The organism is Breznakibacter xylanolyticus, assembly GCF_003254275.1.
Taxonomy (GTDB): Bacteria; Bacteroidota; Bacteroidia; order Bacteroidales; family Marinilabiliaceae; genus Breznakibacter; species Breznakibacter xylanolyticus.
This window is the reverse complement of sequence record NZ_QKZK01000003.1, coordinates 131,537-154,736: the sequence shown is the minus strand read 5'-3', so window position 1 is coordinate 154,736 and position 23,200 is coordinate 131,537. Positions and strand designations below refer to the sequence as shown.

The 23,200-nt window shown below is 38.4% G+C and carries 25 protein-coding genes and 1 pseudogene; 2 read left to right on the top strand and 24 right to left on the bottom strand.

All coding sequences use genetic code 11. From position 1 onward, the window contains the following. Nucleotides 1–110: 110 nt before the first annotated feature. The 9 genes from LX69_RS02805 to LX69_RS02765 form a co-directional block, all read right to left on the bottom strand. Nucleotides 111–467: a four helix bundle protein gene (locus tag LX69_RS02805; RefSeq protein ID WP_111444296.1), complete on the bottom strand. Its 357-nt coding sequence runs from the start codon at nucleotides 465–467 to the stop codon at nucleotides 111–113. Nucleotides 468–1,015: 548 nt separating this feature from the next. Beyond that, nucleotides 1,016–2,656, bottom strand: a complete 1,641-nt coding sequence (locus LX69_RS02800; RefSeq protein WP_221621258.1) for an ATP-binding protein — start codon at nucleotides 2,654–2,656, stop codon at nucleotides 1,016–1,018. After that, entirely contained in the window at nucleotides 2,653–5,343 is a 2,691-nt protein-coding gene (locus tag LX69_RS02795) for a class I SAM-dependent DNA methyltransferase (protein WP_111444295.1), read from the bottom strand. The genes LX69_RS02800 and LX69_RS02795 overlap by 4 nt, the downstream gene beginning before the upstream one ends. Nucleotides 5,344–5,646: 303 nt before the next feature. Continuing rightward, nucleotides 5,647–5,961, bottom strand: a complete 315-nt coding sequence (locus LX69_RS02790; RefSeq protein WP_111444294.1) for a hypothetical protein — start codon at nucleotides 5,959–5,961, stop codon at nucleotides 5,647–5,649. Between the two features lie 28 nt (nucleotides 5,962–5,989). Further along, nucleotides 5,990–6,385: a hypothetical protein gene (locus tag LX69_RS02785; RefSeq protein ID WP_111444293.1), complete on the bottom strand. Its 396-nt coding sequence runs from the start codon at nucleotides 6,383–6,385 to the stop codon at nucleotides 5,990–5,992. Between the two features lie 10 nt (nucleotides 6,386–6,395). Next, nucleotides 6,396–7,094, bottom strand: a complete 699-nt coding sequence (locus tag LX69_RS02780; RefSeq protein ID WP_111444292.1) for a hypothetical protein — start codon at nucleotides 7,092–7,094, stop codon at nucleotides 6,396–6,398. Nucleotides 7,095–7,291: 197 nt separating this feature from the next. Next, a complete protein-coding gene (locus LX69_RS02775) occupies nucleotides 7,292–8,179 on the bottom strand; it encodes a DUF4231 domain-containing protein (protein WP_111444291.1) in 888 nt (295 codons plus the stop codon). Further along, nucleotides 8,170–8,577, bottom strand: coding sequence for a TIR domain-containing protein (locus tag LX69_RS02770; protein ID WP_111444290.1), 408 nt, complete (start codon nucleotides 8,575–8,577; stop codon nucleotides 8,170–8,172). The genes LX69_RS02775 and LX69_RS02770 overlap by 10 nt, the downstream gene beginning before the upstream one ends. 24 nt (nucleotides 8,578–8,601) lie before the next feature. Further along, nucleotides 8,602–8,967 carry an HNH endonuclease gene (locus LX69_RS02765; protein WP_111444289.1) on the bottom strand — a complete coding sequence of 122 codons (366 nt, stop codon included), beginning with the start codon at nucleotides 8,965–8,967 and terminating at the stop codon, nucleotides 8,602–8,604. 453 nt (nucleotides 8,968–9,420) lie between these two features. Between LX69_RS02765 and LX69_RS18320 the strand changes: the two are divergent. Then, nucleotides 9,421–9,504: pseudogene (locus LX69_RS18320) on the top strand (transposase); the annotation flags it as partial. A gap of 33 nt (nucleotides 9,505–9,537) precedes the next feature. Further along, on the top strand, nucleotides 9,538–9,708 hold the full coding sequence (locus LX69_RS18110; protein WP_245934923.1) for a hypothetical protein: 171 nt from the start codon (nucleotides 9,538–9,540) through the stop codon (nucleotides 9,706–9,708). A gap of 313 nt (nucleotides 9,709–10,021) precedes the next feature. Here LX69_RS18110 and LX69_RS02755 read toward each other — a convergent pair whose 3' ends face one another. The 15 genes from LX69_RS02755 to LX69_RS02685 all read right to left on the bottom strand — a co-directional run bounded on the left by LX69_RS02755 (nucleotide 10,022) and on the right by LX69_RS02685 (nucleotide 23,041). Further along, nucleotides 10,022–11,263: a PDDEXK-like family protein gene (locus LX69_RS02755; protein WP_111444287.1), complete on the bottom strand. Its 1,242-nt coding sequence runs from the start codon at nucleotides 11,261–11,263 to the stop codon at nucleotides 10,022–10,024. Nucleotides 11,264–11,428: 165 nt separating this feature from the next. Continuing rightward, a complete protein-coding gene (locus LX69_RS02750; protein WP_111444286.1) occupies nucleotides 11,429–12,169 on the bottom strand; it encodes a zinc ribbon domain-containing protein in 741 nt (246 codons plus the stop codon). A 165-nt stretch (nucleotides 12,170–12,334) separates the two neighbouring features. Further along, nucleotides 12,335–13,159: a hypothetical protein gene (locus LX69_RS02745; protein WP_111444285.1), complete on the bottom strand. Its 825-nt coding sequence runs from the start codon at nucleotides 13,157–13,159 to the stop codon at nucleotides 12,335–12,337. 463 nt (nucleotides 13,160–13,622) lie between these two features. After that, entirely contained in the window at nucleotides 13,623–14,108 is a 486-nt protein-coding gene (locus LX69_RS02740; RefSeq protein WP_111444284.1) for a mechanosensitive ion channel domain-containing protein, read from the bottom strand. A 437-nt stretch (nucleotides 14,109–14,545) separates the two neighbouring features. Beyond that, nucleotides 14,546–15,082: a hypothetical protein gene (locus LX69_RS02735; protein WP_111444283.1), complete on the bottom strand. Its 537-nt coding sequence runs from the start codon at nucleotides 15,080–15,082 to the stop codon at nucleotides 14,546–14,548. Between the two features lie 164 nt (nucleotides 15,083–15,246). Then, nucleotides 15,247–15,954, bottom strand: coding sequence for a peroxiredoxin (locus LX69_RS02730; RefSeq protein WP_111444282.1), 708 nt, complete (start codon nucleotides 15,952–15,954; stop codon nucleotides 15,247–15,249). A gap of 21 nt (nucleotides 15,955–15,975) precedes the next feature. Continuing rightward, nucleotides 15,976–16,434, bottom strand: a complete 459-nt coding sequence (locus LX69_RS02725) for a ferritin-like domain-containing protein (protein ID WP_111444281.1) — start codon at nucleotides 16,432–16,434, stop codon at nucleotides 15,976–15,978. Between the two features lie 80 nt (nucleotides 16,435–16,514). After that, nucleotides 16,515–16,940: a Fur family transcriptional regulator gene (locus tag LX69_RS02720; protein WP_111444280.1), complete on the bottom strand. Its 426-nt coding sequence runs from the start codon at nucleotides 16,938–16,940 to the stop codon at nucleotides 16,515–16,517. Nucleotides 16,941–17,773: 833 nt separating this feature from the next. After that, on the bottom strand, nucleotides 17,774–18,703 hold the full coding sequence (locus tag LX69_RS02715) for a DNA/RNA non-specific endonuclease (RefSeq protein WP_111444279.1): 930 nt from the start codon (nucleotides 18,701–18,703) through the stop codon (nucleotides 17,774–17,776). Between the two features lie 85 nt (nucleotides 18,704–18,788). Beyond that, a complete protein-coding gene (locus LX69_RS02710) occupies nucleotides 18,789–19,370 on the bottom strand; it encodes a hypothetical protein (RefSeq protein ID WP_111444278.1) in 582 nt (193 codons plus the stop codon). A gap of 151 nt (nucleotides 19,371–19,521) precedes the next feature. Beyond that, nucleotides 19,522–19,962, bottom strand: coding sequence for a hypothetical protein (locus LX69_RS02705; RefSeq protein ID WP_111444277.1), 441 nt, complete (start codon nucleotides 19,960–19,962; stop codon nucleotides 19,522–19,524). Nucleotides 19,963–20,124: 162 nt separating this feature from the next. Next, nucleotides 20,125–20,976, bottom strand: a complete 852-nt coding sequence (locus tag LX69_RS02700; RefSeq protein WP_111444276.1) for a peptidoglycan-binding domain-containing protein — start codon at nucleotides 20,974–20,976, stop codon at nucleotides 20,125–20,127. 166 nt (nucleotides 20,977–21,142) lie between these two features. Further along, a complete protein-coding gene (locus tag LX69_RS02695; RefSeq protein ID WP_111444275.1) occupies nucleotides 21,143–21,745 on the bottom strand; it encodes an ATP-binding protein in 603 nt (200 codons plus the stop codon). A gap of 98 nt (nucleotides 21,746–21,843) precedes the next feature. Further along, nucleotides 21,844–22,509, bottom strand: a complete 666-nt coding sequence (locus LX69_RS02690; RefSeq protein WP_146260619.1) for a hypothetical protein — start codon at nucleotides 22,507–22,509, stop codon at nucleotides 21,844–21,846. Between the two features lie 259 nt (nucleotides 22,510–22,768). After that, nucleotides 22,769–23,041, bottom strand: coding sequence for a helix-turn-helix domain-containing protein (locus LX69_RS02685; protein WP_111444273.1), 273 nt, complete (start codon nucleotides 23,039–23,041; stop codon nucleotides 22,769–22,771). Nucleotides 23,042–23,200: the final 159 nt, after the last annotated feature.

Genomic DNA, 23,200 nt, shown 5'->3' with positions numbered 1-23,200 from the left:
AATGATCAATTGTTAATTGTTAGTGGTTAATTGTTAGTGGTTAATTGTTAGTGGTTAGTGGTTAATGATCAATTGTTAATTGTTAGTGGTTAGTGGTTAGTGGTTAGTGGTTAGTGGTTAATGTGGGATTTGGTGGTTTTAATTATGGATGTGATTAATTTGATGATTTCGATGGCATCTTTATTAATGCTTTCGAATTGTTGATGGGTTATATATTCGGTTTCTTTTAAAAGTTCGAGCCAATAAAGAGTTTCGTTGATTTCTTTTTGAGCTATAGCCATTTTATGAATAAAATCAGCTTTGCTTTCGCTGTGTTCTGCTTCACGAACCATTGCCCCAACCGAAGTGCCACTTCGTAAAAGCTGTTTGGATAACACAAATTCTTTTTTCTCTTCACATAAAAATTTGTATAATTTCACAACTCTCACTGCAAATGCAAAACTTTTATTCTTAACGATATTCTCCATTAGTTGTTAAGGGTTAATTGTTAATTATCAATGATTAATGGTTAATTGTTAATTGTTAATTGTTAATTGTTAATTATTAATGGATAATTGTTAATGATCAATGGTTAAGGGTTAAGGGTTAATTATTAATGGTTAAGGGTTAAGGGTTAATTATCAATGGTTAAGGGTTAATTGTTAATTGTTGATGGTTAGTTCATCTAGGAGACTTAACATTTAAGTATTGATATTCAAGGTTATAGTGTTGATTGTTCATCTAAAGGTTCATCTAAAGGTTGATCTAAAACTTTTTTCATTTAGACATTAGACATTCATTTTATACGCAAAATAAAAGCAATGCATCCATGTGTCAGAAAATGAAGAAGATGATTGATTTTATTTTAGATTTTATTATAGGTTTATTTTTTTTTGGACAAATCGTAGGTTCTGTATCGTGCATATAATCAACGAAGAAAATGCTTTCAATTACTTTTTAGAAATTAAGATTTATAATGCAGACATACAGCACATTATTGATTTTGCTTTTCGTTTTGCTTTTTATTTGCTTTTTTTTAGATAAAATAGACACGGTTCTTATCAGCACCTTCAATATTAATTTTACCGGCTTTAGTCATTTTATAAATTGTTTTTTGAATATCACGTTCATCAATTTCTCTTAATCTATTTTTTATTTCAACCATCTTACTTTTACCGTTATACTTTAAATCCTCAATAATCAAAGCTTCAAGTTTATAAGGCTCAATCGTCTTCAGCGAAGGAGCAATATCTAATTTGGCTTGCTTAAACAATTCAGGATTAAGCAAATATTCTGTACCCTTCTTAATACCTTGCGAGACAAGAATATTTTTATCAATCAAAGAGCCAATCCACGAACGCATTTTGTCTTCACTGTTGAGTTGCAATTTCACTGCTAATTGAGTAGAAAGAATCTTTTTTTCGGTAGCAATAATCCCTAAGGTTATATACTCCTTTTGAGAAAGAAGAAAATGCTTGTCAATATAATCGAGGATTGATACCACACCAGTATCAATAGCACTAGCATAAACAGTAACAGCCACCTTATTGAATGAATTCTCGATTTGGGGTAGTGGCTTTGCATCCATAGCTAATTTCTGATACACCAAATCGTACCCCGAACCTTCACCTTCCATTAGTTTAAGCACACTAAGCAAATTGATTAAATGAGGATTGCGCCTATGACGTTCATGCAAAATGTTATTTTTTGAAATGCCAATTGGAAACCCGCCGGGACTGGTAATTGTAACCCTGTTTGGATATACTTGAATGAAAATATCGCCCGAAATAGTGAATTTTTTGTGAGCAATAGCATTTATAAGCAATTCTCTAATGACTTCTTTTGCATATTGTCGCAGATTTTTACGGAACAAACCATCGGGTATTTCGGTACTGTATGTTAATTCAACGGCATCTTTTTCAATTTCAAGCAATAAATCTTTGGGATTGTGCAAGTGAAGATGCCACTCTTTTTTTCGAACTTTTTCTTCCAGTTCATTATATACAATGTATTGCACAGTAATAGGATAACTTAAACGGGCACGTTGAGCAGGGGTTCCTAACCATAAAACGCCCAAATTTGTTAACAGTGCGGTATGGTCTAACAACTGATAATAAGCTAATATTTCGGTGTCTTCTTTATCCTTTATAAAATCGGAAACACGTTCCGATAGTCTCAAATCTTTGATAAGACTTTTCACCTGAATGGCATCGGCTTGATGTAAATATATTTTTTGAGGCGAAACAATTTCCCATTGAAAAGCAGTTTTTTCAGCCGCCAAATCTGTTAACTCCTCATTGCCAACGGGGACACTATTGTCGGAAATACGAATGAAAACTTTACCGGCTGATGTAATGGCAATGGTGCGTGTTGACGGCAATATTTTTAATGAGAAATATTGACCGCCATTTTCATGTTTAACGATCTCTTGATTAACAATGCCAACACCATCAGTTAAGCTTCGCAAAGTACTAACGACCTTGTTTACTTCGTCTTGATTTATTTTTTGGTTTGAAGGAGGTGCAGATTCTTTATCTTCAATGCCTATAATAATTTCACCGCCTTGAGCATTTGCAAAAGCAACACAGGTTTCGGCAAGCGATTTTAAATCAGCCTGTTTCCCAATAGCTTTGCGAAGACTTTTATATTCGCGACTACTGTTTTCTGCTAGCATCATTTCTTCTTCTTTTTAGTTTTACTTTCCTCAGCAAATAACGTCCCTTTGTTCTTCTCCTCTTCAATCATCTGCTCGTAGAGTTTAAACAGGTATTCCAGGCGTTCTTCGTCGCTTTCGAATGGTTTGCTGCGGTAGCAACGCTCCACAGCCAAATCGTTGAGACGGTGGGCTTCGCGCAGGCCTTCGGGCATTTTATCGGGGTCGTAGAGCTGGGCAAGGGTTTTTTCGCTGTGTTTTTCGCGTTCTTCTAATATGCGCATGGTACATTGGGTGAGCTCTTCTTTTTGTTTGTCGGAGATTGAGGGAAAGGGGAAGGTGTTGTAACAAAGTGAACCTGAATATCTATAGTCCGTTTTAAGTCTGCCACCAACAGTTTTCACCCAAGTCATATGTAATCTTGATGTGATTATCGAAAAAATATATGGTGTTGCATCATATATTGCTAAGGCAGAATCAGCAATTAAGGTTTTATCCGTTAAAAATCCGATAGGGATATATTCTCTTCTTTCAGAAGAATGACGTGGAATAATGATTGAATCCGTCTTTCTGTGAGCTGAGAAATAATATTTATATGGCTTTTCTGCTAACAATCGAGTACTTTGTTCTGTGCTTTTTGCTCTTATTTCTTTAACTTTTAATAGCCTATTTTGTATTGTTGGAATATTCATAACTAAAGAAACTTCATTTTCTTCTAAATATAAACACCAACGTTCTCCTCCATTTAAAAAATCATGCGCACCAAGAAAACGTTTAACAAATTGTTCCGCGTCAGGGTACGAATTGATTAATTCATTTTTTTCTTCTGTAGTAAAAATCAAATTTCCTCCATCATTTGGCATACTACCATATACTAAAGCAGGAAGATTTGAAATTGGACTTGAATGTCTTGTTATGAAAACGGAACTACCAGTAGATAAATAGGGATTTATAACTTTTGTAGTAATAATATTATTTTGCGCAAATAAATATTTTTGTTTAGATGATTTGTTTCTAACTCCAATAATAACAACCATAACAGCAGCTTGACTTTTTGCATTATTTTCCCATTTAAAAGATTGAAAAGCAAAACAAATCTCTTTTTTTTCTTTTAATAATCTTGGCCATAAAAGAGCAACTTGTTCTCCTTGGCAAATAGAATTTGTACTTACAAATGCGTATTGAGCATCTATACCATCTATATAATTTGAACTTTTATAGAACCAATTTGCTATGTAATCTAAACTTTTATAATCTTTAGAAAAATTTAATTTTGAGTCATTTTTTTGTAATTCATTCTGATTTCTGCTTCCTAAATATGGCGGATTACCCAGAATATAAATTTCATCGCCTTCCTGTTTTGGGCAAACCTGTTCCCAATCGAGACGGCATGCGTTCCCCAGAGCAATATTTCCGGCATCACGCAGAGGCAGGGTGGGATTGGTACGACCAAACTGGTTGTAGAATTCGACGTTCATTTGGTGTTCGGCCAGCCAGAGGGCTAGTTTTGCGATTTCGTGTGCAAAGTCGTCGATTTCGATACCGTAGAAGTTGCTTAAATGAATGTTTGAAAAGGCAAGGATGCCAAGCTCTTTAAGAATTTTCATTTCGAGGCGTCGCAGCTCTTTGTATGCAATAATGAGAAAATTTCCGCTACCACATGCCGGATCGAAGATTTTGATTTTGCTGATGCGAAGCAGCAGTGCATTAAGAAGCTTTAGGCGAGACGCCGCATTCTGCGTCTGTAGGGCTTTCTCAAATTCTTCGTACAGATCGTTTAGAAACAAAGGTTCAATGACCTTCATGATGTTAGGAACGGAGGTGTAGTGTTGCCCGAGGTTTCCACGCTGGTCAACCGAAACAACGGCTTGAAACATGGACCCGAAGATATCGGGATTTATTTCTTTCCATTGGAGCTCGCCACTGTCGATAATTGCCTGTCGGCTACGGCGAGAGAAGTTGGGTGTTTGATAGGGAGGGCGAAACAAACCGCCATTGACATATGGGAAAGCCTGCAAATAGGCCGGTAAGTTATTTCGATTGTTTTCGGGTGTATTAAGAACTTCGAAGAGTTTGTTTAAATAGGTATGTAAATCGCTGCCATCGGGCTGGGTATGGGAATCAATGGCATTTGTAAATTGACCTTCAGCGAAAATATTGGTATCCTCGGCGAAGAAACAAAACAACAGACGAGAAAGGAAAACATTCATTTCGTGAATGAATTCGGGGGAACTGTCGGGATTGTCTTTTTTAATCTCGTCGAAAAGCTTGGCCATTTTGCCGGCGGCTTTTACATCGGCAGGGTTTTCGTTGGCGTGTTGGGCTTTTTCCATTCCGGCCAATGGTAAAAAGAAGTCGAAATGTTTGGGCAGCTCGTTTAGTTCAATATCAAGTTTGTCTTGAGTTTTGGTGTCGATTGCCAAAAGTGTTTTGAAATCGGTTACAATTGCAAAACGTTGTTCGTGTTTTAATTGATTGGCGAGTTCGGATATTTCGTTGTGTAAATCGGCATTTTCAACAGGTCGGAAAAACACTTTTTTCTTCCAGGAAATTTCGCCATCAATTTTTGAGAGGTTTAAATTACCATTCTGCAAACGGCTAATTGATGCTTTAGGGGAACCATAAGCCAATAATAAGTCGAAAATAAAAGACTCTTTTGAGAAGGACTTGATTACGGTTTGCAGATTTTCTTCTATTTGAGCGATGTTCATTTATTTAATAATCAAAACGTTTTTGAAATTGAATGAGTAGCTGGGAAACTACCAATATTTTAGATGAAATTGTTGTAAGATAGATTATTTCTGACTTTGCTGGGTTTGATGTTTGGGTTTATTGTAGCGCTAACTAAAGCAGGTGGCAAATGATATGAGATGTCGCAAAAAAGAAGCACGCATTACAAATGTGCGCGAGCAGGGGAAAAATAACACAGAAGTGCAGGGACGACAGATCGTGAGTGAATAAAGGGCACGAGTTACAAACTCGCGCCAGCGGGGTTTTTTTCTTCCAATAATGAATTAGAATCTTTTCAAGCCTTCTTTTACTTTGGGTAAAATCCACTCGCCTATGATTTCATTTGGAAATGGAAACTGTTTCTGAATTGTTTTACAAACAAGACTAATCTCGTAATCGACTCTTTCTTCAGAAAAAAAGGCGGACTGTTTTTGACGTATTTCTATACATCTTTGTAGGCATAGTAAACCAACTGATTCAATCATAGCTGTTCTAGAAAGCATACCATTGACTTTTTTGGTGTCTACTATTTTATGAAAGTCAGACATAATGATACTTTCAGTAGCCATTCCAGAAATTTCATTCATAAAATTGTCCATAACTTCGTTATTAATGTTGTTATATTATTTAGATGCTTGTCAATATGCAAGTTGGACGACCTGGGTATGAAACCAATTCAAAAAGAATTTTCTCGAATTGGGGGGATTCAATATAAAAGCCATCAGAATAACCGCACTTTAGCCAAGGGATAGACTTTTTTTTCATCATTTCATAAAATTGCTCAATGTCTGTCCAATAGGTTTTTTGACTAACAACAATTCCATTTTGGTCTTTATCTACGATAGCTTCAAAATATTGTTCTTGGCTTAGTGCATAAAGAATAATCTGCATATTAGCCTCTAAATCTTGTTTGCCAACTTTCTTTAATGCAGAACCAAAAGGATTATTCCCATCAATTTGACTTTCAGTTAATCCAAGAAAACCTGTAAATAATACAGATGTCGAAATCTGGGGTTCATTCATAATTGAGTTTTTATTGATAATTGTAATATTGCTTTACCTTAATTTGTGCAGTTCCATTATTCAATAGTTCCTTAACTACATTTAACACTTTCAGTTTATGTTCATGAGTAATCTCTTTAATTAGGTCCTGAACTGCATCACATGTTTGAAGTGTTAAATGCTCAATCCAATCGTTGGAAAGAATTCCACCTGATTTCTCTTTGAAATTCAAACATATGTCACATGAATACATGGCGGCTTCATTTAAAATGTCATTCACTGTTACTGACTTATTTGGTGTATTAAACATTTTAGAAAAATTCTTTCCCAAATCAATTTTAAAATGTTCTTTGTAGATTGGTTTTTGATTCATTGATTTCATGAAATTATCATAGTCAGAGTTGATTTTTTTCTGACGGTTGTCCATTCCACTGTTATTTGATAAATCTTTTTTTGACTTAAACACGCTTTCAGAGATAAATCGAATTCCATCTTTGCTCATTGGAACAAAGTATTTGTTGTTTATTTTCAGGATATAGATGGTTGAATTAATCACGTGTATTATTTCACCAACTAATCCATTTGATGGATAAAAATCATATTTACTCCATTCTTCTCTATTGGCTAATCTTTTTAAATTTTGGTCAGGCCAAGAAATACTTGCATTTAAGTGAAGTGTAGATAAGCATTCTCCTTTGTCAATAATTTCTGCAAAATTAGTTTGTATCATGTTGTTCGGTATTAGGATTCACTTTTATTAAGTTGTGGCGGTTTTTTCTTTTTACGCTTGTTGGTAACGGATACATGTATGAAACGTTGGGGATTGCGGGCTTCGTCCCTGTCTGCCGTTGCAAAAGCTGATGCGGGGCAGTACACTTCAAGTAACCACCTAAACCCCAATGTTTTATACATGATGTTGGCGGCTGGTTATTCATTTTTTCTTGCTACCCATTGTGTATGTTCTCTTGAAAAAGCATTTTCGCAATTCAATATGTATTCAGATAATTCAGATTCTGTCGTAATTCTATTTGATTCTGATTTAATTAGCATTATCTCATGAGCTGTCAATGAATATGAAGAAGATAATTCATTATGCTTTTTCGATTGAAGCCATGTCAATACTGATGATGCTGCGACCGCAATAACTTCAATCGGCAATTTTAAACTAGGCTCTTTAATGTTATACAATAATAGAACAATCGCTAAACCGTGTAGTACAACAGTTGTTGTAAACCATAAAGTTGATTTACGCTTGTTAAATTTCGCTTTTTTTGTATACCACAATGCTTGGTTTAATATTCGTTCTTTCCTATATAACTCAAATCTTTCAGGTAGAGTTAGTTTTCTTACCTGAAGCATTTTGTCTGTAATAGGTTCGGCTACGCTGGCACTAATACCTAATTTACCTATTAAGCTTTCATTCTGTTTTAAAATAGTCTTTAAATCAGCAACAAATCTTTTTCGCATTATCTCTACATCTTCGCAATCTTCGTAAGGTTCTGCTCTCAACATCCAACGCCATGCACGTGTTTTTACAGATTCAGCAACGGCACGACCATTGTACCAAATATCATCTGGTTTAGATACTCTCAACCAAATCATGATTGAAAGGGTAATTAGAAAGAAAAGAGTTGAAATAATGTTAGTCGTAGGATTTTCACTTCCGTCTGACCAAAAGGCAAATAGTGCAGCAAAAACCAAAAGAATAGAATAAATTCCTATTGCTCTAAAATATTTCTTTTGCTCTCTAAGAGATGCGGAATCAGCAGATTGATACAACCCTGGTAAATCAGTGGAGTCGACTTTTATATCCATGCTCTTACTGCACTTATTATACTTGCACTATTCCAACTAACAATAGTATGTGCAGCTTCTTGGATTTTTACAGGCATTCTTTCTTGCCCCCACGGCCTAACGCCAATAATTGTTTTACCCATTCGAACTGCTTCATCAATTTCGTAATCAATCCAATCACTATGGGCAGCATACATACCTGCAAGTATAATAATTCCTTGAGCAGGTCTCATTTGGTTTGTTAAACAAGTCTTTAGTCCAGATTTCGTTTTCTCAGAACAACCATCATCACTTGGTACACTATAATTTATCCAACTGAAATTAGGTTCTTCATTAAACCACTTAACAATCGTGTTGTAATGAGTACTATAAGACCATGCATGGCTTATAAATAATCTTCGTGTTTTTAATTCAGGCATTTTTTTAAAGATTTAGATGATTAATTATTTGATTTTATATCTTTCTTTTAATTCAGATTTTAAGGCATCATTGATTGTTTTATTCTCTTCCTTATTAATATTCTTATTACCATCCGAAGTCTTTGATGCAGTATAATCAGGGTAGCTATCAGCTTTGCTTCTATTATTCTCCCATTGCATTGGGCGTAAATTTACCAAGTCATCTGTACCGCCTTTTGAGACTGGATAAACATGGTCGATTTCCCAACCATAAAGTTCTTCTACTCCATATTTGTCTCTTTGCATCCAAGCACCGCAACAGTCTTTCCTATATAAATCTTTATTGAATGAGTCAACAGTTTGTGCTTTCTCCCAAACTTGTTGGATTTTTTGGTCAGAAAAATTCGCCATGTTTTAATGATTTAGTGTTTTATAATAATTCAGTTTCCTCTTATTTAGTTGTCTGTTTTTTTAACTTGCCGCCAACTAATTAATATCACCATTGGTGATACATCCACTTTAAAGTTAAAGTGGAAGAAGCAATAAAATTAACAAAAAAAGGGGCAAGCAAAATAAACTGGAATGTTAAAATAATGTGTTTTGCAGCAGAAGAAATGAAATAAAAAGATAAAAAGGCATTTGAGGAAAACCAAAACACATCAAGAAGCTACAAGATGAAAAAGGAGGCACGCATTACAAATGCGCGCCAGCGGGGGGAGCCATTGTACCGAAGCAGCGAATGCGTCTCCCAGCGGTTGCCCGGGGTAGTGGTGCCATCACACAGGGAAATAACAACACAGAAGTGCAGGAACCACAAACCGTGAGCGAATAAAGGGCACGAGTTACAAACTCGCGCCAGCGGGGGGCGTGGAGTTTTTGCGTCGTTTCTGCCTTCACATTCTCCCGCATGGATTTGTGAAAATTAGGCGCTACGGGATTTATAGTGCCCGCTACACGGCATTGAGGTTTAAAGACGCGCCGATGGTGATCGCCGCCCCGGAAACCAAACAGCAACGCGTTGCCCGACTTACCGGATACAACAACTTGCAATGCCCTGCCTGCAAAAAAGAAGCGTTGATCTCAATTGCAATTATCCCGAGGGTGCGTTCACCCACCGGTATCGGTTTTTTGACGAAAAAGCGTTTCGTATAACCATTTAATCAACCGAGTTTTCATCTCTTTTAAAGGGACAGCCATCGTATTGACCTAATGGAAGCAATACATGACGTATTTTTATCATAATACTATAACCCAATTCAAAATATCACAAACATTGATCACTATACCCCGATTCCACATTTCATCCAAACACTCTAACTCCTCTTGACAATCGATTAAAAAGAGTACAACGGCTGAGAAATCCATAGCCGAACATCCGGGATATAGTTCAACCTGGGATTCGCGCTAGGCATTACATGCCGCTTAAATCCCTATATATTGTGCCCCGTTCTTTTTTCTATTCAATTTAATTTTCAAGTTTCTTTGTAATAAAAGAAATCTCAGAAAATGCTTTATCAGCTATTTGATTTGTTACACTTTCTAAAATCGTTTTATCTGATAATCCAAATACCTCTCTTGTATTAAAATCTCTGAAATTCAACATTGTTTGGGGATATACCCACCCAAGCCAAAATTCAGAATCTTCAAAGTATAGCTCATTACATTCTTTAACAATCTGCCTATACGGTTTTGCAAAATCACTATTTGAAATACCTCCTTTACCTTCTTTCTCTAATGTAAAACCAAAATAGATATTGTTATGAACTTCACATCCCCAATGAATAGTTACTCCATTTTTGTTGAAAACCTCAATCCACAATCCATATTGAATGTCCTTATTTCTTTGCTTCTCATAAAAGCCTCTCACTTTACTATAATCAACTGTTTTAGAATCCTCATCTCCTTTTGTTTTCAATCCTTTATTTTCCAGGGATTTTTTTAATTGATTCCAGAATTCCATTTGAGTTTTAATTTTCACGTTTAACAATGCTTTTTCTAACTCAAATGCATTTTGCATATTTTCTGGGGATTGCATTACCAATCCAACAATCTCATCATTTATTTCTTCCATAAAACTGGTGTTTGTCAATTGTTTAATAAGGTTTATATAGTGACTAATACCTTCCCTTACTAATGGAAAATCAACGGCAAGTTGCTTGCATGCAATTAGCCAATTAATAATGTCGAATTTATAAGACAAGGGTATATAATCAAAAGGAATTCCACCTAAACTGAAATCTGATGGTAATTTCCCATCTAAACTCAAATATATTAGTCTAGATTCAGAATATTTCTTTGAATAATTGAAGTATCTAAGCATTTGACACTCTTGGTCGTTTGCATATATTTTATTTTCAATGATTATTGCTTTGTTTTCATTATCAATGATGTGAATGTCTATTCTACCTCCACTCGTTTCTGTTTTCTCTCCAATATGATATTCAACTTTACTGATAGCATTTTGTACATTAAACTCAAATTCCTTATCTAAACATATTTTAATAAAGGCTTTAAGAGGCTTATCTTTCAGACCGTGCGAACCATTTACGTTTAATAATTCGCAGAGAAAAGAAGAGTGTAACCTTGTTTCGTCTGTTGTTAAACCGATTATTTGGAAAATATTGAATCTTCCTCCTGTTGCATCCAATAATTGATTGCTTTTCTTTGATATTAATGCTGTATTGCTTAATAGATCTTGAATGTTCATTTTATTTTTTTTTAGAATGGGGCACAACGTTACGCATATGCCTAGTGGCGGATTGCGGACGATTCAACTGTCAAACCGTGAAAAAGCTTGAGCGGGCGAAAAGCCTTGCAAAGTGCAATAAAGCCGCCATTAGGTATATGCGATGTTGTGTGGCGTTATTATTCATCAGTTAAAGTTCAATCCACAATCGGGACACTCAATATCAGAATCTTTAAGTCTCATTCCACAAGCAGGACATGAACTAAAGTTCTTTATGATTTTACCATGATTATTCTGGCTCGGTTTAGAAATTCCCAATCCATTAATACTTCTTTTCTCTGGCACAGATAGCCAAATCCTTTTTATGTCATTTATAACACCAAGTAAAAACCAAGTAATAGAAATGAAAAAAAGTAAGAATACTATTAAAATTACACCTTTAGATTCATTTACCAGAACTCTGTCCTTAGTAGCTAATAGTTTAATACTAAAATATGGCATTCTATTCTTGATATAATCTTCATTTTCTTTTTCGAAAGTGAGTGTCTCAATTAAATCTGATAGCTCATGACGGTATCTTGGTAGTATTTTGTATTGTATAAAAACAGTGTCATTTAAGATTTTATTATTTTTCAAGATATTCCGAGCTGAATATTGGAGTAAAATAAAATTAATTGAGTCATTTAATTCTAATGTAATGCATTTCTCATCTTTCCTCTTACCTTTTCTGCCATTTAGATAAGCAACATCGTCATATTGCTTAGTAACCTTTCCTTTGAAGAAAAATGGTTTTGGTTCATTCAGATATACTAAAAGGACTGGAGTCAAAAAATACAATGGAATTATTAAAAAAAAGTAGAATTTTAAAATGAATCTACCGATTCTATTATCTAGTATTTTTATATAAACTTTGTTATTGCTTTTCATCTTTTGAGTCTTTATTATAATGCCACACAACGTTACGCATATGCCTAGTGGCGGATTGCGGACGATTCAACTGTCAAACCGAGGAGAAGTTTGAGCGGGCGAAAAGCCTTGCAAAGTGCTGTAAAACCGCCATTAGGTATATGCGATGTTAGGGCTCGTTTGTTTTTACCATTTAATTGAATCACCTTCAAATCCTTTTGATTTTGCTAATATTTCAATTTCCGGATATGTTTCTGAACTAGTGAAACTCAGTTTTAAATGATGTGCACAAACAAATTCAATACTTCCATTATCAAACAATTCTGTTCTGTATACAAAATTGAAACTTTTCAATTTATAAGCAACACTAGGATAGCATATTCCATCACATATCTTTTTTGGGTTATGAAGTATTTGAGATGAATACAGAGCACTAATCGAATAATCATCATAACCACCAATTTCAGATTTAGCAAATTGGTCTGCAAAAAATTCACTTTTCAATAAAAGTACCTGGTATTCTTCCTCTGATCTATCTTTTCGCATCATTTCCTCTATTGATTCAGCGGCAACAATAAGGTCTGTTCCTGTAGACTGAGCTTTTTTTGAATGGCAAACTACATTTATCTCTAGTCCTTTTTTTAATATCCATTCTCCTACAGTTACAAAGAAGATTTTAGTCCCCTTTTTTAATTCATCCTGACATGATTCTATTGCTGCATTATCTAAAGTTCCAGCAGCATAGAAAACACTTTCTTGTTTTAAGTTTGCTCTTCCTAGATTAGAAGCAGGCTCTGGGTTGTATGACAATCGAGATATTTTATCATATGGATTTTCATTGCAAATCTGGCCTCTAAATATTCTCGATCCTTCAACTTGTGGAAAAATGAAATATGGATAACTAAAAGAGTTATTTATAAACTTCTTTAAATCCTCTGTGCTATATTCAGAAAGCTTAAGACTCTCAATAAATTCTAAATATTCTTTGGTGTCTAAAATTGAACTAACCATTTTGTGTTTTTTCAAATGAGCCCTAACTACTTAATATCACCATTGGTGATACATCCACTTTAAAATTAAAGTGGAAGAAGCAATAAAATTAATAAAAAAAGGGGCAAGCAAAATAAACTGGAATGTTAAAATAATGTGTTTTGCAGCAGAAGAAATGAAATAAAAAGAGAAAAAGGCATTTGAGGAAAACCAAAACACATCAAGAAGCTACAAGATGAAAAAGGAGGCACGCATTACAAATGCGCGCCAGCGGGGGGATATTAATTACAAAATACAATTGTTTTGATTTGTATAGAACTTATGGTTGCCCCTAACGTTTGATGGTATGGTGTCGTGCGGGATTACGAAGCGATTTCCTATCAGTTTACACCGGCCTTTTTTACGAGCCACAAACGCTCGAAAACCGCTGAAACCCGCATGCACTATACCATTTGTTACCTTGCGTTTTTCCTATCCGAAAGTTTTATTCTATCATAATCTTTGTTGCTTTTTGTAAAAATATATTGTTTGGAATCATGATTTTTTCATTTGTATCTGTCTTTAAAATCACATAGAACAACCCAATATCTGACACTTGTCCTTTAATATCAAATTCTTTGTCAATTATAGTAATCGATTGTCCTAATTTCACAGGATGGCTAACAAAAATGATTATTGCTGACAATATGTTTGAAAGTATTGACCATTGGGCAACTAATGCGACCCCCAAAACTGCGAGAACAGAAGTAATGAAAGTCAAAATATTTGTCTGTTCAACACCCCAAATTGCTATTAACACTATAACAAGGGTTGCAAAAATGAATAAATTGGCAGATTTTAGTATGGGTCTTATTCTGTACTTTGAATAGTCGTATTTTTTTTGAATTTTCGCAAGTATTTTTATTAACACAAATCTTAAAATAAAGAAGGAAGCAACTGCAATTAATGTTTCTAAAATTCTAATATCCATATGATTTTATTTTAATTTTAAGTCTTGTTTTTTAAATTCCTACACAAATATATTTCATTTTTCAATCCGCTGAATTTTTAATTTTTGCACGAGTTTCTTAAATGCAAGGTAACTACTTAATATCACCATTGGTGATACATCCACGTTAAAATCAAAGTGGGAGAAGCAATAAAACTAACAAAAAAAGGGGCAAGCAAAATAAATTGGAATGTTAAAATAATGTGTTTTACAGCAGAAGAAATGAAATAAAAAGAGAAAAAGGCATTTGAGGAAAACCAAAACACATCAAAAAGCTACAAGATGAAAAAGGAGGCACGCATTACAAATGCGCGCCAGCGGGGGGATTCGCGCTAGGCATTACATGCCGCTTAAATCCCTATATATTAGCACTCGTTTTTTATTTTTAGTTTAAAACAGACTTCAATCTATACGCGAACTTAGTACAAATTGGAGGCTTCACACCTAATATAAAGTACTTCATCCTTAAATTGATTAAAAAGCAATGAAAGTTGTCGTATTTGATCTTTCTGAAATACGATCAACTCGTTCATTGGCAGACCAAAACTACTAGCTTGATTGAATTCCTCGAGTTCAGAATCTTCTATAGAGATTTTGGAAATCTGATCAGATAAAAGTCGAACATAATTTGAATCTAAAAAATAAGCATTTTCTTCCCTTTCATGAATTGAATTATAATCAATACTTTGAAATTCTGGCTGTAATAAATTGATTGCTTTGAATGATTTTAAAAAGATAACGATATCATCAAAAAGAAGAAATCCTTTTCCTGAAAATTTTCCAATTAATCGTGTCTTTTCAGCCAAATAATTCTCATAATTATCAACATACTCTACTTTCTTAAAGAACCCTAAAAATCCGCCACGGTCAATCCTCTCATATCGAGAAGATTCAATTAGACCTTCAATATCTTTCTTTTTAATTGTTCTGAATTCTGCAGTTGTAGTTGTTTCCATATGATTTATTTTTTCTAAAATGAACGCCAACGTTACGCATATGCCTAGTGGCGGATTGCGGAGTACTATCCTGTCATGCTACCACAAAAGTAAATGCGGGGCTGAACGCTTGAATACGCTACAAACCCCGCCATTACTTATACACGATGTTAGCGTTTCGTGCTTTATTTTTTCAAGATTTTCTTTAAAACAGTTTCTTTATCAATCTTTTTAGTGCAGAAGAACCAATCATAACATTTCGTATTTTCGTCTTTGCTTTCCATTCTTTCTTTTGCAACACCGCAAGAACCTGCTGTTGGTACAATAACTTCATCACCAGGTCTCCAGTCTGCTGGTGTAGCTACACTAAACTCATCTGCTGTTTGCAATGCAAGAACAACACGGTACAATTCATCAAAATTACGACCTAAACTAAGTGGGTAATAAATAATTGTCCTAATAATTCCTTTCGGGTCAATTACAAACACTGCACGAACAGCTTTAGTATTGCTTTCTCCGGGCATCATCATACCGTACTTTTGAGCTACTTCCATTGTGATGTCTTCAATCAGAGGAAATGTTACTTCAACATTTTTCATTCCCTTGTATTCAATCTTTTCTTTAATGGTTCTCAACCATGCAATATGACTGTAAAGCCCGTCAACAGAAAGTCCTACAAGTTTACAATTTGCTTCATTGAATTTAGGTTCTAAAGTGGCAAAAGTCATAAACTCAGATGTACAAACTGGTGTAAAGTCTGCTGGATGGCTAAATAAAATTACCCAACTACCTTTGTAGTCAGAGGGAAAGTTTATTTGTCCTTGAGTTGTAACTGCTTTAAATTCTGGTGCATTTTCGCCTATGCGAGGCATTGAAACTACTTTTTCTTCCATGATTATTAAATTTAAATTGTTTTACATTCTAATTTTTTTCCATTCTTCTTTCATTCGGGCAATATCATTAATCCAATCTTCGATGTCATTTTCGTGTTCTAGTTCCTCATTAAGAATCTGAACAGCCATTTGATGCGCTGAATGGTCTTTACCTGCTGTGAAATCTGCAATTTCCTGATACCTCTGAATGGCACATCTTTCTCCTTTCAAGTTCTGCTCTAAAATGACTTCAATATAAGGGTCTGATGGTTCGTCATAAGAGCAACGAGCTAATTTTGTCCATTCTGTTGGATTTATCACTGGTGTGCCACCTAATTGAATAATCCTGTTGACTACTAATAAAGCATGCCCTAATTCTTGGTCGGCATGCAATAGTAATTCAGGTTCTACTTCACTTCTCATTGAACCCTCCATTAATCTTGCTCCAATCCAATATTGATAGTATGCAAGCCACTCTTCAGAAAGTGCCGCATTCAACATTTTTAAAAGCTCTTCTACATCAACTGATGAGATTTTTATTCCTTGTTTTTCCCATGTATTATTATTTTAAAAGTGAATAATTAACATTTATCAAAAGCCCCCCTAATTTGAAGTACAATATCTTCAATCTTAAATCCTTTAATATTTTTGTCTTTAAAATGATTTTTCAATAAGTTATCTAAATCCTCGTCAATATAATCTTCAATTAAATCGCATTTTGAACAATATAAATGATGATGAATTTCAATTATTCCATCATATCTCATTATATCTTTATCTGTTTTTACTTTTCTAATCAATCCATTTTCAACCAATGTTTCCAATACTTTATATACTGTACCTGTTGCAATATTGGGATGTGATTCTCGAATATTTTCAATAATATTATCAGCAGTAGGATGATTGTTTAATTTATAAATAGCTTCAAGAATAACAACCCGTTGAGGAGTTATCTTTAATCCTTTTTGCGAAAATTTATTTCTTATATCTTCTATCAAAACTTTCATTGAATTATTCTTTATAGAGAATCATTCTTATTTAAGGACAAATGTAATCATCTTTTTTTATAATCAAACACTTTTATTCAGATTTATGCTGTCGTTTTTTTTAGCATGAACGCTAATTACTTAATATCACCATTAGTGATACATCCACTTTAAAGTTAAAGTGGAAGAAGCAATAAAATTAACAAAAAAAGGGGCAAGCAAAATAAAATGGAATGTTAAAATAATGTGTTTTGCAGCAGAAGAAATGAAATAAAAAGAGAAAAAGGCATTTGAGGAAAACCAAAACACATCAAGAAGCTACAAGATGAAAAAGGAGGCACGCATTACAAATGCGCGCCAGCGGGGGGAGCCATTGTACTGAAGCAGCGAATGCGTCTCCCAGCGGTTGCCCTGGGTGGTGGTGCCATCACACAGGGATACAGTCCAAGGTTGGCACCGATTACCTTTAAACGAAGGTAGTGAAAAGATGGTATGAAAAGAAGGGGAACAACCGCACCATCCACAAACGGACACAATCTGTCGCTGAATGCGGGCATTCCCCTCTTCATTTTGAAAAATAAAGAGTCAAGATAAACGCTGAGGCGCGAAGGCGCTGAGTTGGTATGATTAATAGATTGCGTTTAAATATGAAAGCAGATAACTCAGCATTTGATCATCGTCCTCTACTTAACAAACTAAGAACTAACACTGAGTTTCAGTGAGATAAGATGAGAACCAGTGAGGAGAAGAAGCCTCAGTGCCACTCAGTAAAAGAGTTATATGTAGGAAAATAATTCTCAGACAATAAACCTCATCATTTAGATGCGGTAAAATATTGTTTGGATGATTGACTTTTATGGGACTTGGGATTGATGGGCGTTGCAGTAGCCGTTGGGGTTGGTGGTTTTAGATTTGCAGCGTTGGCCGGTGGACTTGGCGATGCCGAGGCATTGGGAGGCGGGGATTGCTTCAATTACATTTGAGCCAACGCATGCATTAGCACTAACGGAGGATGATTTATTGCTGAATGGATGAGCCAGAGCGTGCTCTGGCTGTACGGATGCAGGAGAGATGATGGCGGATTCATTTGGGATGGTGGCTTCGAGGGAAGCCTGGAGGGTTGTGTCGAGTTGGGGGAAGAAATCGATGCCGGTGAGGGTTTCGATGGAGTCGATGGTGAGGGTGTATTGATAGAGTTTTTGTTTGCCGGGTTGGTTAGGGATGACGAAACCGAGCATCGTTTGTGGTTCGGGTATGTAGATGACTTTATAGAAGTAGCCGGGGATGGTGACGTGGTTGGCGCCGATGGTGCCAAGGTTGTCACAGAAGATGGGGCCGGTGACAACGTGGATGGTGTGGAACGTGTTTGCGATTTGGCGGACGTATTCTTCGAGTTTGTTCCAGACGCCACGGTTGAAGGATGGGTTTTGGGGTGACATGTTGCTGAGGAAGAAGGATTCGGACATGGCTTGTGAGGATATTTTCATATCGGCGGCAGGGCAAATGTGGCCGCGGTCGTAGCCGGATGCTTTGTAGTCGGCGAGCTGGGCGGATTCGGTGGAGACGGCCGGGTCGGGTCGGAACTGGTCGGAACGAGAAACAGTGCCGTTGACTTGTTCTTTGGTGAGTGTGTAGGTGACCCAATAGGGCTGCTCATGTTCTTCGGCGTAAGCGAGGGAGTAATGGGTGTGATGGATGATTTCACCGGGGGATGCGGGGAGGTATACCTGGGCGACGGCGAAACGGAGGAAGAAAAAGAAGAGGAGGAGGATTTTGGGTTTCATAAGGTGCAAAAATAGGATGAATAATTTGAGGAGATTAGCTGGGATGATTAAGGAGGCGCGATGAATCGCGATTCATTCCACCCTATTAGGGGATGGGATCAAGGGGGTAGAATTCGGCGAGGTTGAGGATGGTGAGGGTGAATCGGTTGGTATTGTAACGGGTTGCGACTTGGCAGAAGGAGATGAATTGGCGGTATTCGGAAGGATCTTCGAAGATGATGTTGGCGGGATTCCAGTCTTTGGGCTTGAAGGGATCGGGGGATGAGGTGTTTGGGAGGATGGAGATGTTGAAGAGGTCGGTGCGTTCGTCGGCGGGGTTTTGGGTGTTGAAAAGTGTGATGGGTTCGATTTGGTCGAGACGCTTTTGGCGCACAGAAGGCTGGACGAGATGGAGGGCGTTGATGTATTGGCCTTCTTTGATGATGTGGTTGCGCAGGGTGTTGAGGGTGCTGAGTTTGAACAATGCGGGATTGGCGGTGACGTTGTAACGGTAATAGGTGGATGGCCTTAACACCTCATCGCAGATGATGTAGAGCAGGTCGTTGAAATGGTATGGGACGGGGTGGTTGTTGCGGATGATGACGATGTTTGAGAGATAGTGGTTGTTGGGGATGTAGTGGTGTTTGCGGAGCACACGGGTGATGTCTTTGGGGGTGATGCGTTTCATGGGATTGGATTTTTGAAATGAGCCAAGGCGTGCCTTGGCTGTACGGGATTGGATGATGATTTGAAGGGGAGCCAGGGCGTGCCCTGGCTGTACAAGATTGGATAATGGCGTAGAATGGAGCCAGGGCGTGGTCTGGCTGTGCGATGGTGGATTAGAGGATGGATTGTTTGAGTTTTTCGCAATCGAAATTTGGGTCAAGCTGTCGGGTGATGCGGGGATCGTCGGGTAGAATGATCGGGATGGTGAGGTAAAAGATGTTGGCGGCGATGGTGAACAGATCGCTGTCGAGCATCTTGCTTTCGCCTTTATTGTGAGGCTCGAGGATGAAGAAATGAACATACTCAGCAAAGAGGTATTTAGCGGTTTCGACATAAACGTCGTCGAGGTTGTAGTAGTGGACGAACAGATGGGGAACTACAGCGATGAAGGTGTCGGACAGATTCAATTCGAGGTCGATATTGAGACGATTGAGATAACCAGACCAGGCATGAAGGAGGATGCGGGATTCATCGATGCGTTGGTTGACTTCGGTGTAGATGGTGTTGATTTGGTTATTCTGAATTTCAGAAAGGGTGGGATTTTGTGTGTGCATGGGATATGGGATTTTGATGTGAATCGTGAGCCAGGGCGTGCCTTGGCTGTACGGGATTGAATTTGAATGTTAAATTTGAGACAGGGCGTGCCCTGTCTGTACGGGATTGGATGATGGCGTTGAAGGGAGGCAGGGCATGCCCTGCCTCTACGGGGATTGGGATTAACCGTAATTGATGAAACCGGTATTGATTTCGGATAGGTTGCGGATGTGGCGAAAGACGCCGATGCCTTCGGAGGAACGGTGTTGGTTGGTGTTGCCTTCGATGGTCTCAATGGTGTATTTAGAACACTCTGAGTTCCATTTTGGGGGCGAAACGACGATGCCGGTGTGTCCACGGCCGGAACCGTGGTTGATGATGAAGATGGTGCCGGGCTTGATGAGGGCGCCCCTCTCCTGCCCGACCTCATTCGATGAGGGAGAAGCGATGATGCCAGCGGGGATGCGGTGGCCTTGTGACTTGTTCCAATGGGTGAGGCAGTGGGCTGTTTTGGGGAGTGGGTTGAGGGTGCAGAGTTCGTTGGCGGCTTGTTGGAAGCACCAGTAGATGAAGGCGGCGCACCAAGGAGCGCCCGGACGGACGCCGACGCTTTTGTGGTATTGTTGGACGCGTGGTCCGAGGTTGGAACGCAGGGGAGCTTCGAGGATGCCGACTTCGAAGCCGGCAATTTGAAGTGCCAGGCGTTGGAGGGGGGATGGCTGAGAAGAAGAGGGACGGTTTAAAGGGATGGTGACGTCGGGCATGACGGGGATGGTGTGGGGTTCAGGATGAGGGTGTTTGCCAAAGAGGGCAAACCAGGTATTTTGGCCAATGATGCCATCAACGAGCAAGGGGTGACCTAAGGCGTCGGTGTGGATGGACTGAAAGGCACGAACGGCCGCAAGGGTGTGACGGTCGTAGATGCCATCTTGGGGGACGTTGGAGAATCCATGGCGTAGGAGTTGGCCTTGGATGATGTGAACGAGAAGGGCGTTTTTCTCGGCAGGAAAGATGGGCTGGAATGTGGGTTTCATGGTGGAGGGGTTTATGAGTGGAAGAGTGGAAGAGTGGAGGGAGACGCGATGGTAGCTTTGAGACGCGATGAATCGCGTCTGTACAGAGGGATTGCGATGGCAGTGGAGAGAGACGCGATGGTAGTGGAGAGAGACGCGATGAATCGCGTCTGTACGGGGGGAGGCGCTAGGTGCGTTTGTCGGGGGTGTCGGGGGGAAAGGTGATGAGGTTGAACATTTCGCGGAGGCGGCTGCGGACGCGGGTGCCGTAGAGGGTTTCGATTTCTTCGCTGTTGAGATTGGTGGTGATGTGGGTGAGCATGTGGTTGTGGATGAAGAGGTCGTAACGGGATTGAAGGATTTCGGCCATGACGTTGCATTCGTTGCCGAAGAATTTGAGGGCACTCTCGGTGCCGAGATCGTCGAAGCAGTAGATTTTTGGGCGGTTGTTGCGGTCGTAAGCGCCGCTGGAGTAGCGGGCAATGACGGCGTACCCGTCGCGGATGAATTCGAAGCTGATGTCGCGGCAGGGTCTGATGATGAACTGATCCTGAGGTTTGTACATGAGCCGGAAGAGGTGCATGAGGGTGGTTTTGCCACAGCCGACGGGACCGGTAAGAAGGATTCCTTTGCGAAGATCGATGTCGTGTTTTTGGGCGAAGGCCGGGTCGTTGAGGAACCAGGCCAGCAGACGCAGGATGATGTGATGGTCGGCCGGAAGGATTCGGAAGGCGGGGGAGCGCTTGCGCCCCATGGCCTCGAGTTGGGAAAAGAATTGGGTGGTGTGCATGAGGTTAAGATTTTAAAGAGCAAGGGCGTGCCCTTGCTTTACAGTGATTGAAGATGGGAAGGCATGATGGGGAGATAGCTGCAGGGCGTGCCCTGCAGCTACAGGGGGATGTCGTAGGATTTGTTTTTGTCGATGATTTGGGATTTTGGGGGTTGGGGCTTTTTTTGGGCGGCAAACTTTTTGACGTTGAGCATCCAGTTTCGGGCGGCGGCTTTCCAGTCGCGCATTTTGGTGCGACCGCCGACGAGCCATCCGATGCTTTGGAAGTAGTTGAAGAATTTTTCGGCTTCTTCGTCGGAGAACTTTTTTTCGAGGAAGTAAATTTTGACGTGCTCGATTGGCGGGGGGACGTCGGAAACTTTGCTAACGGAACAACGGGGGGCTGGAGTTGGATTTTGATTTTTCATGTTGAGAGAATTTAAATTTGAATTTTTTTGCTCGTGCTCTTTCTTTTCTGTTTTATTGTTTGTATTGTTTATATAAGGGGGGCATTTTTGACACGCAATGGGTGTCATTTTTGACACGCAATGGGTGCCATTTTTGACACGCAACCGGTGCCATTTTTGACACGCAAGCTGTCTCATTTTCGACATGTGACCTGTGCTATTTTTGACACCGACAACCATGTTTTGTGGGTCATCATTAACCATGACTTTATTATCCTGGAATTCTGTTTTGAAGATTTTAAGACTAACCATACTAGGCTTATGAGGATTAAAAGATGGTTTGTACTGGATGTATTTCCACTCATGAAGCTGTTTCATACATCTGGCATATGTGTGATGAGATCCAATGTGCGACATGATTAATATTTCATTACGAGATATTGCTACGGGGTTTTGGAAAAAGCAACGATTCCATTGATAAAAAAGAGCGATATAAAGTGATATGTGCTGAGGGGTTAACCGCTGGTCGGTTTTCACCATTTCGAGAAACGAGGAGAGGTGTTGGATGTAGTTCATTCATAAAGGAATGTTGAATGGATTAAAAAAAGGGGGGATTTCAGGGAGATGAAGAGGTAGTTTAGTAGATCATGTTGCGAGCGATGAGTTGGTTAATTTCTTCGGCATCGTAGTAGATGACGCCGCCAATTTTGGAGAAAGGAATTTGACCGGTGATGCGCAAGTGCTGGAGGGTACCGTGAGAGATTTTGAGCAATGCGAGGACATCTTTGGTTTTCATCCATTTTTGAGTTGTCCCGGCTTTTTGGAAGCCATCGAGGAGACTTTTGATTTCGGCGATCAATTCGGATTTGAAGATTTCGAGATCTTCGGAGGTGATAACTTTGAGTGGCATAAAAAAAAGTGTTTAGAGGTTTATGAGACAAAGATTAAAATTTTTGGATAAACTTAATACCTATATGACTTACATAGGCACTATACATATATTAATGATATTTGATGCGTTTTAGTGGGATTTAGAACGCAAAATAAATTTGGCCAACTGGGTGGTTTT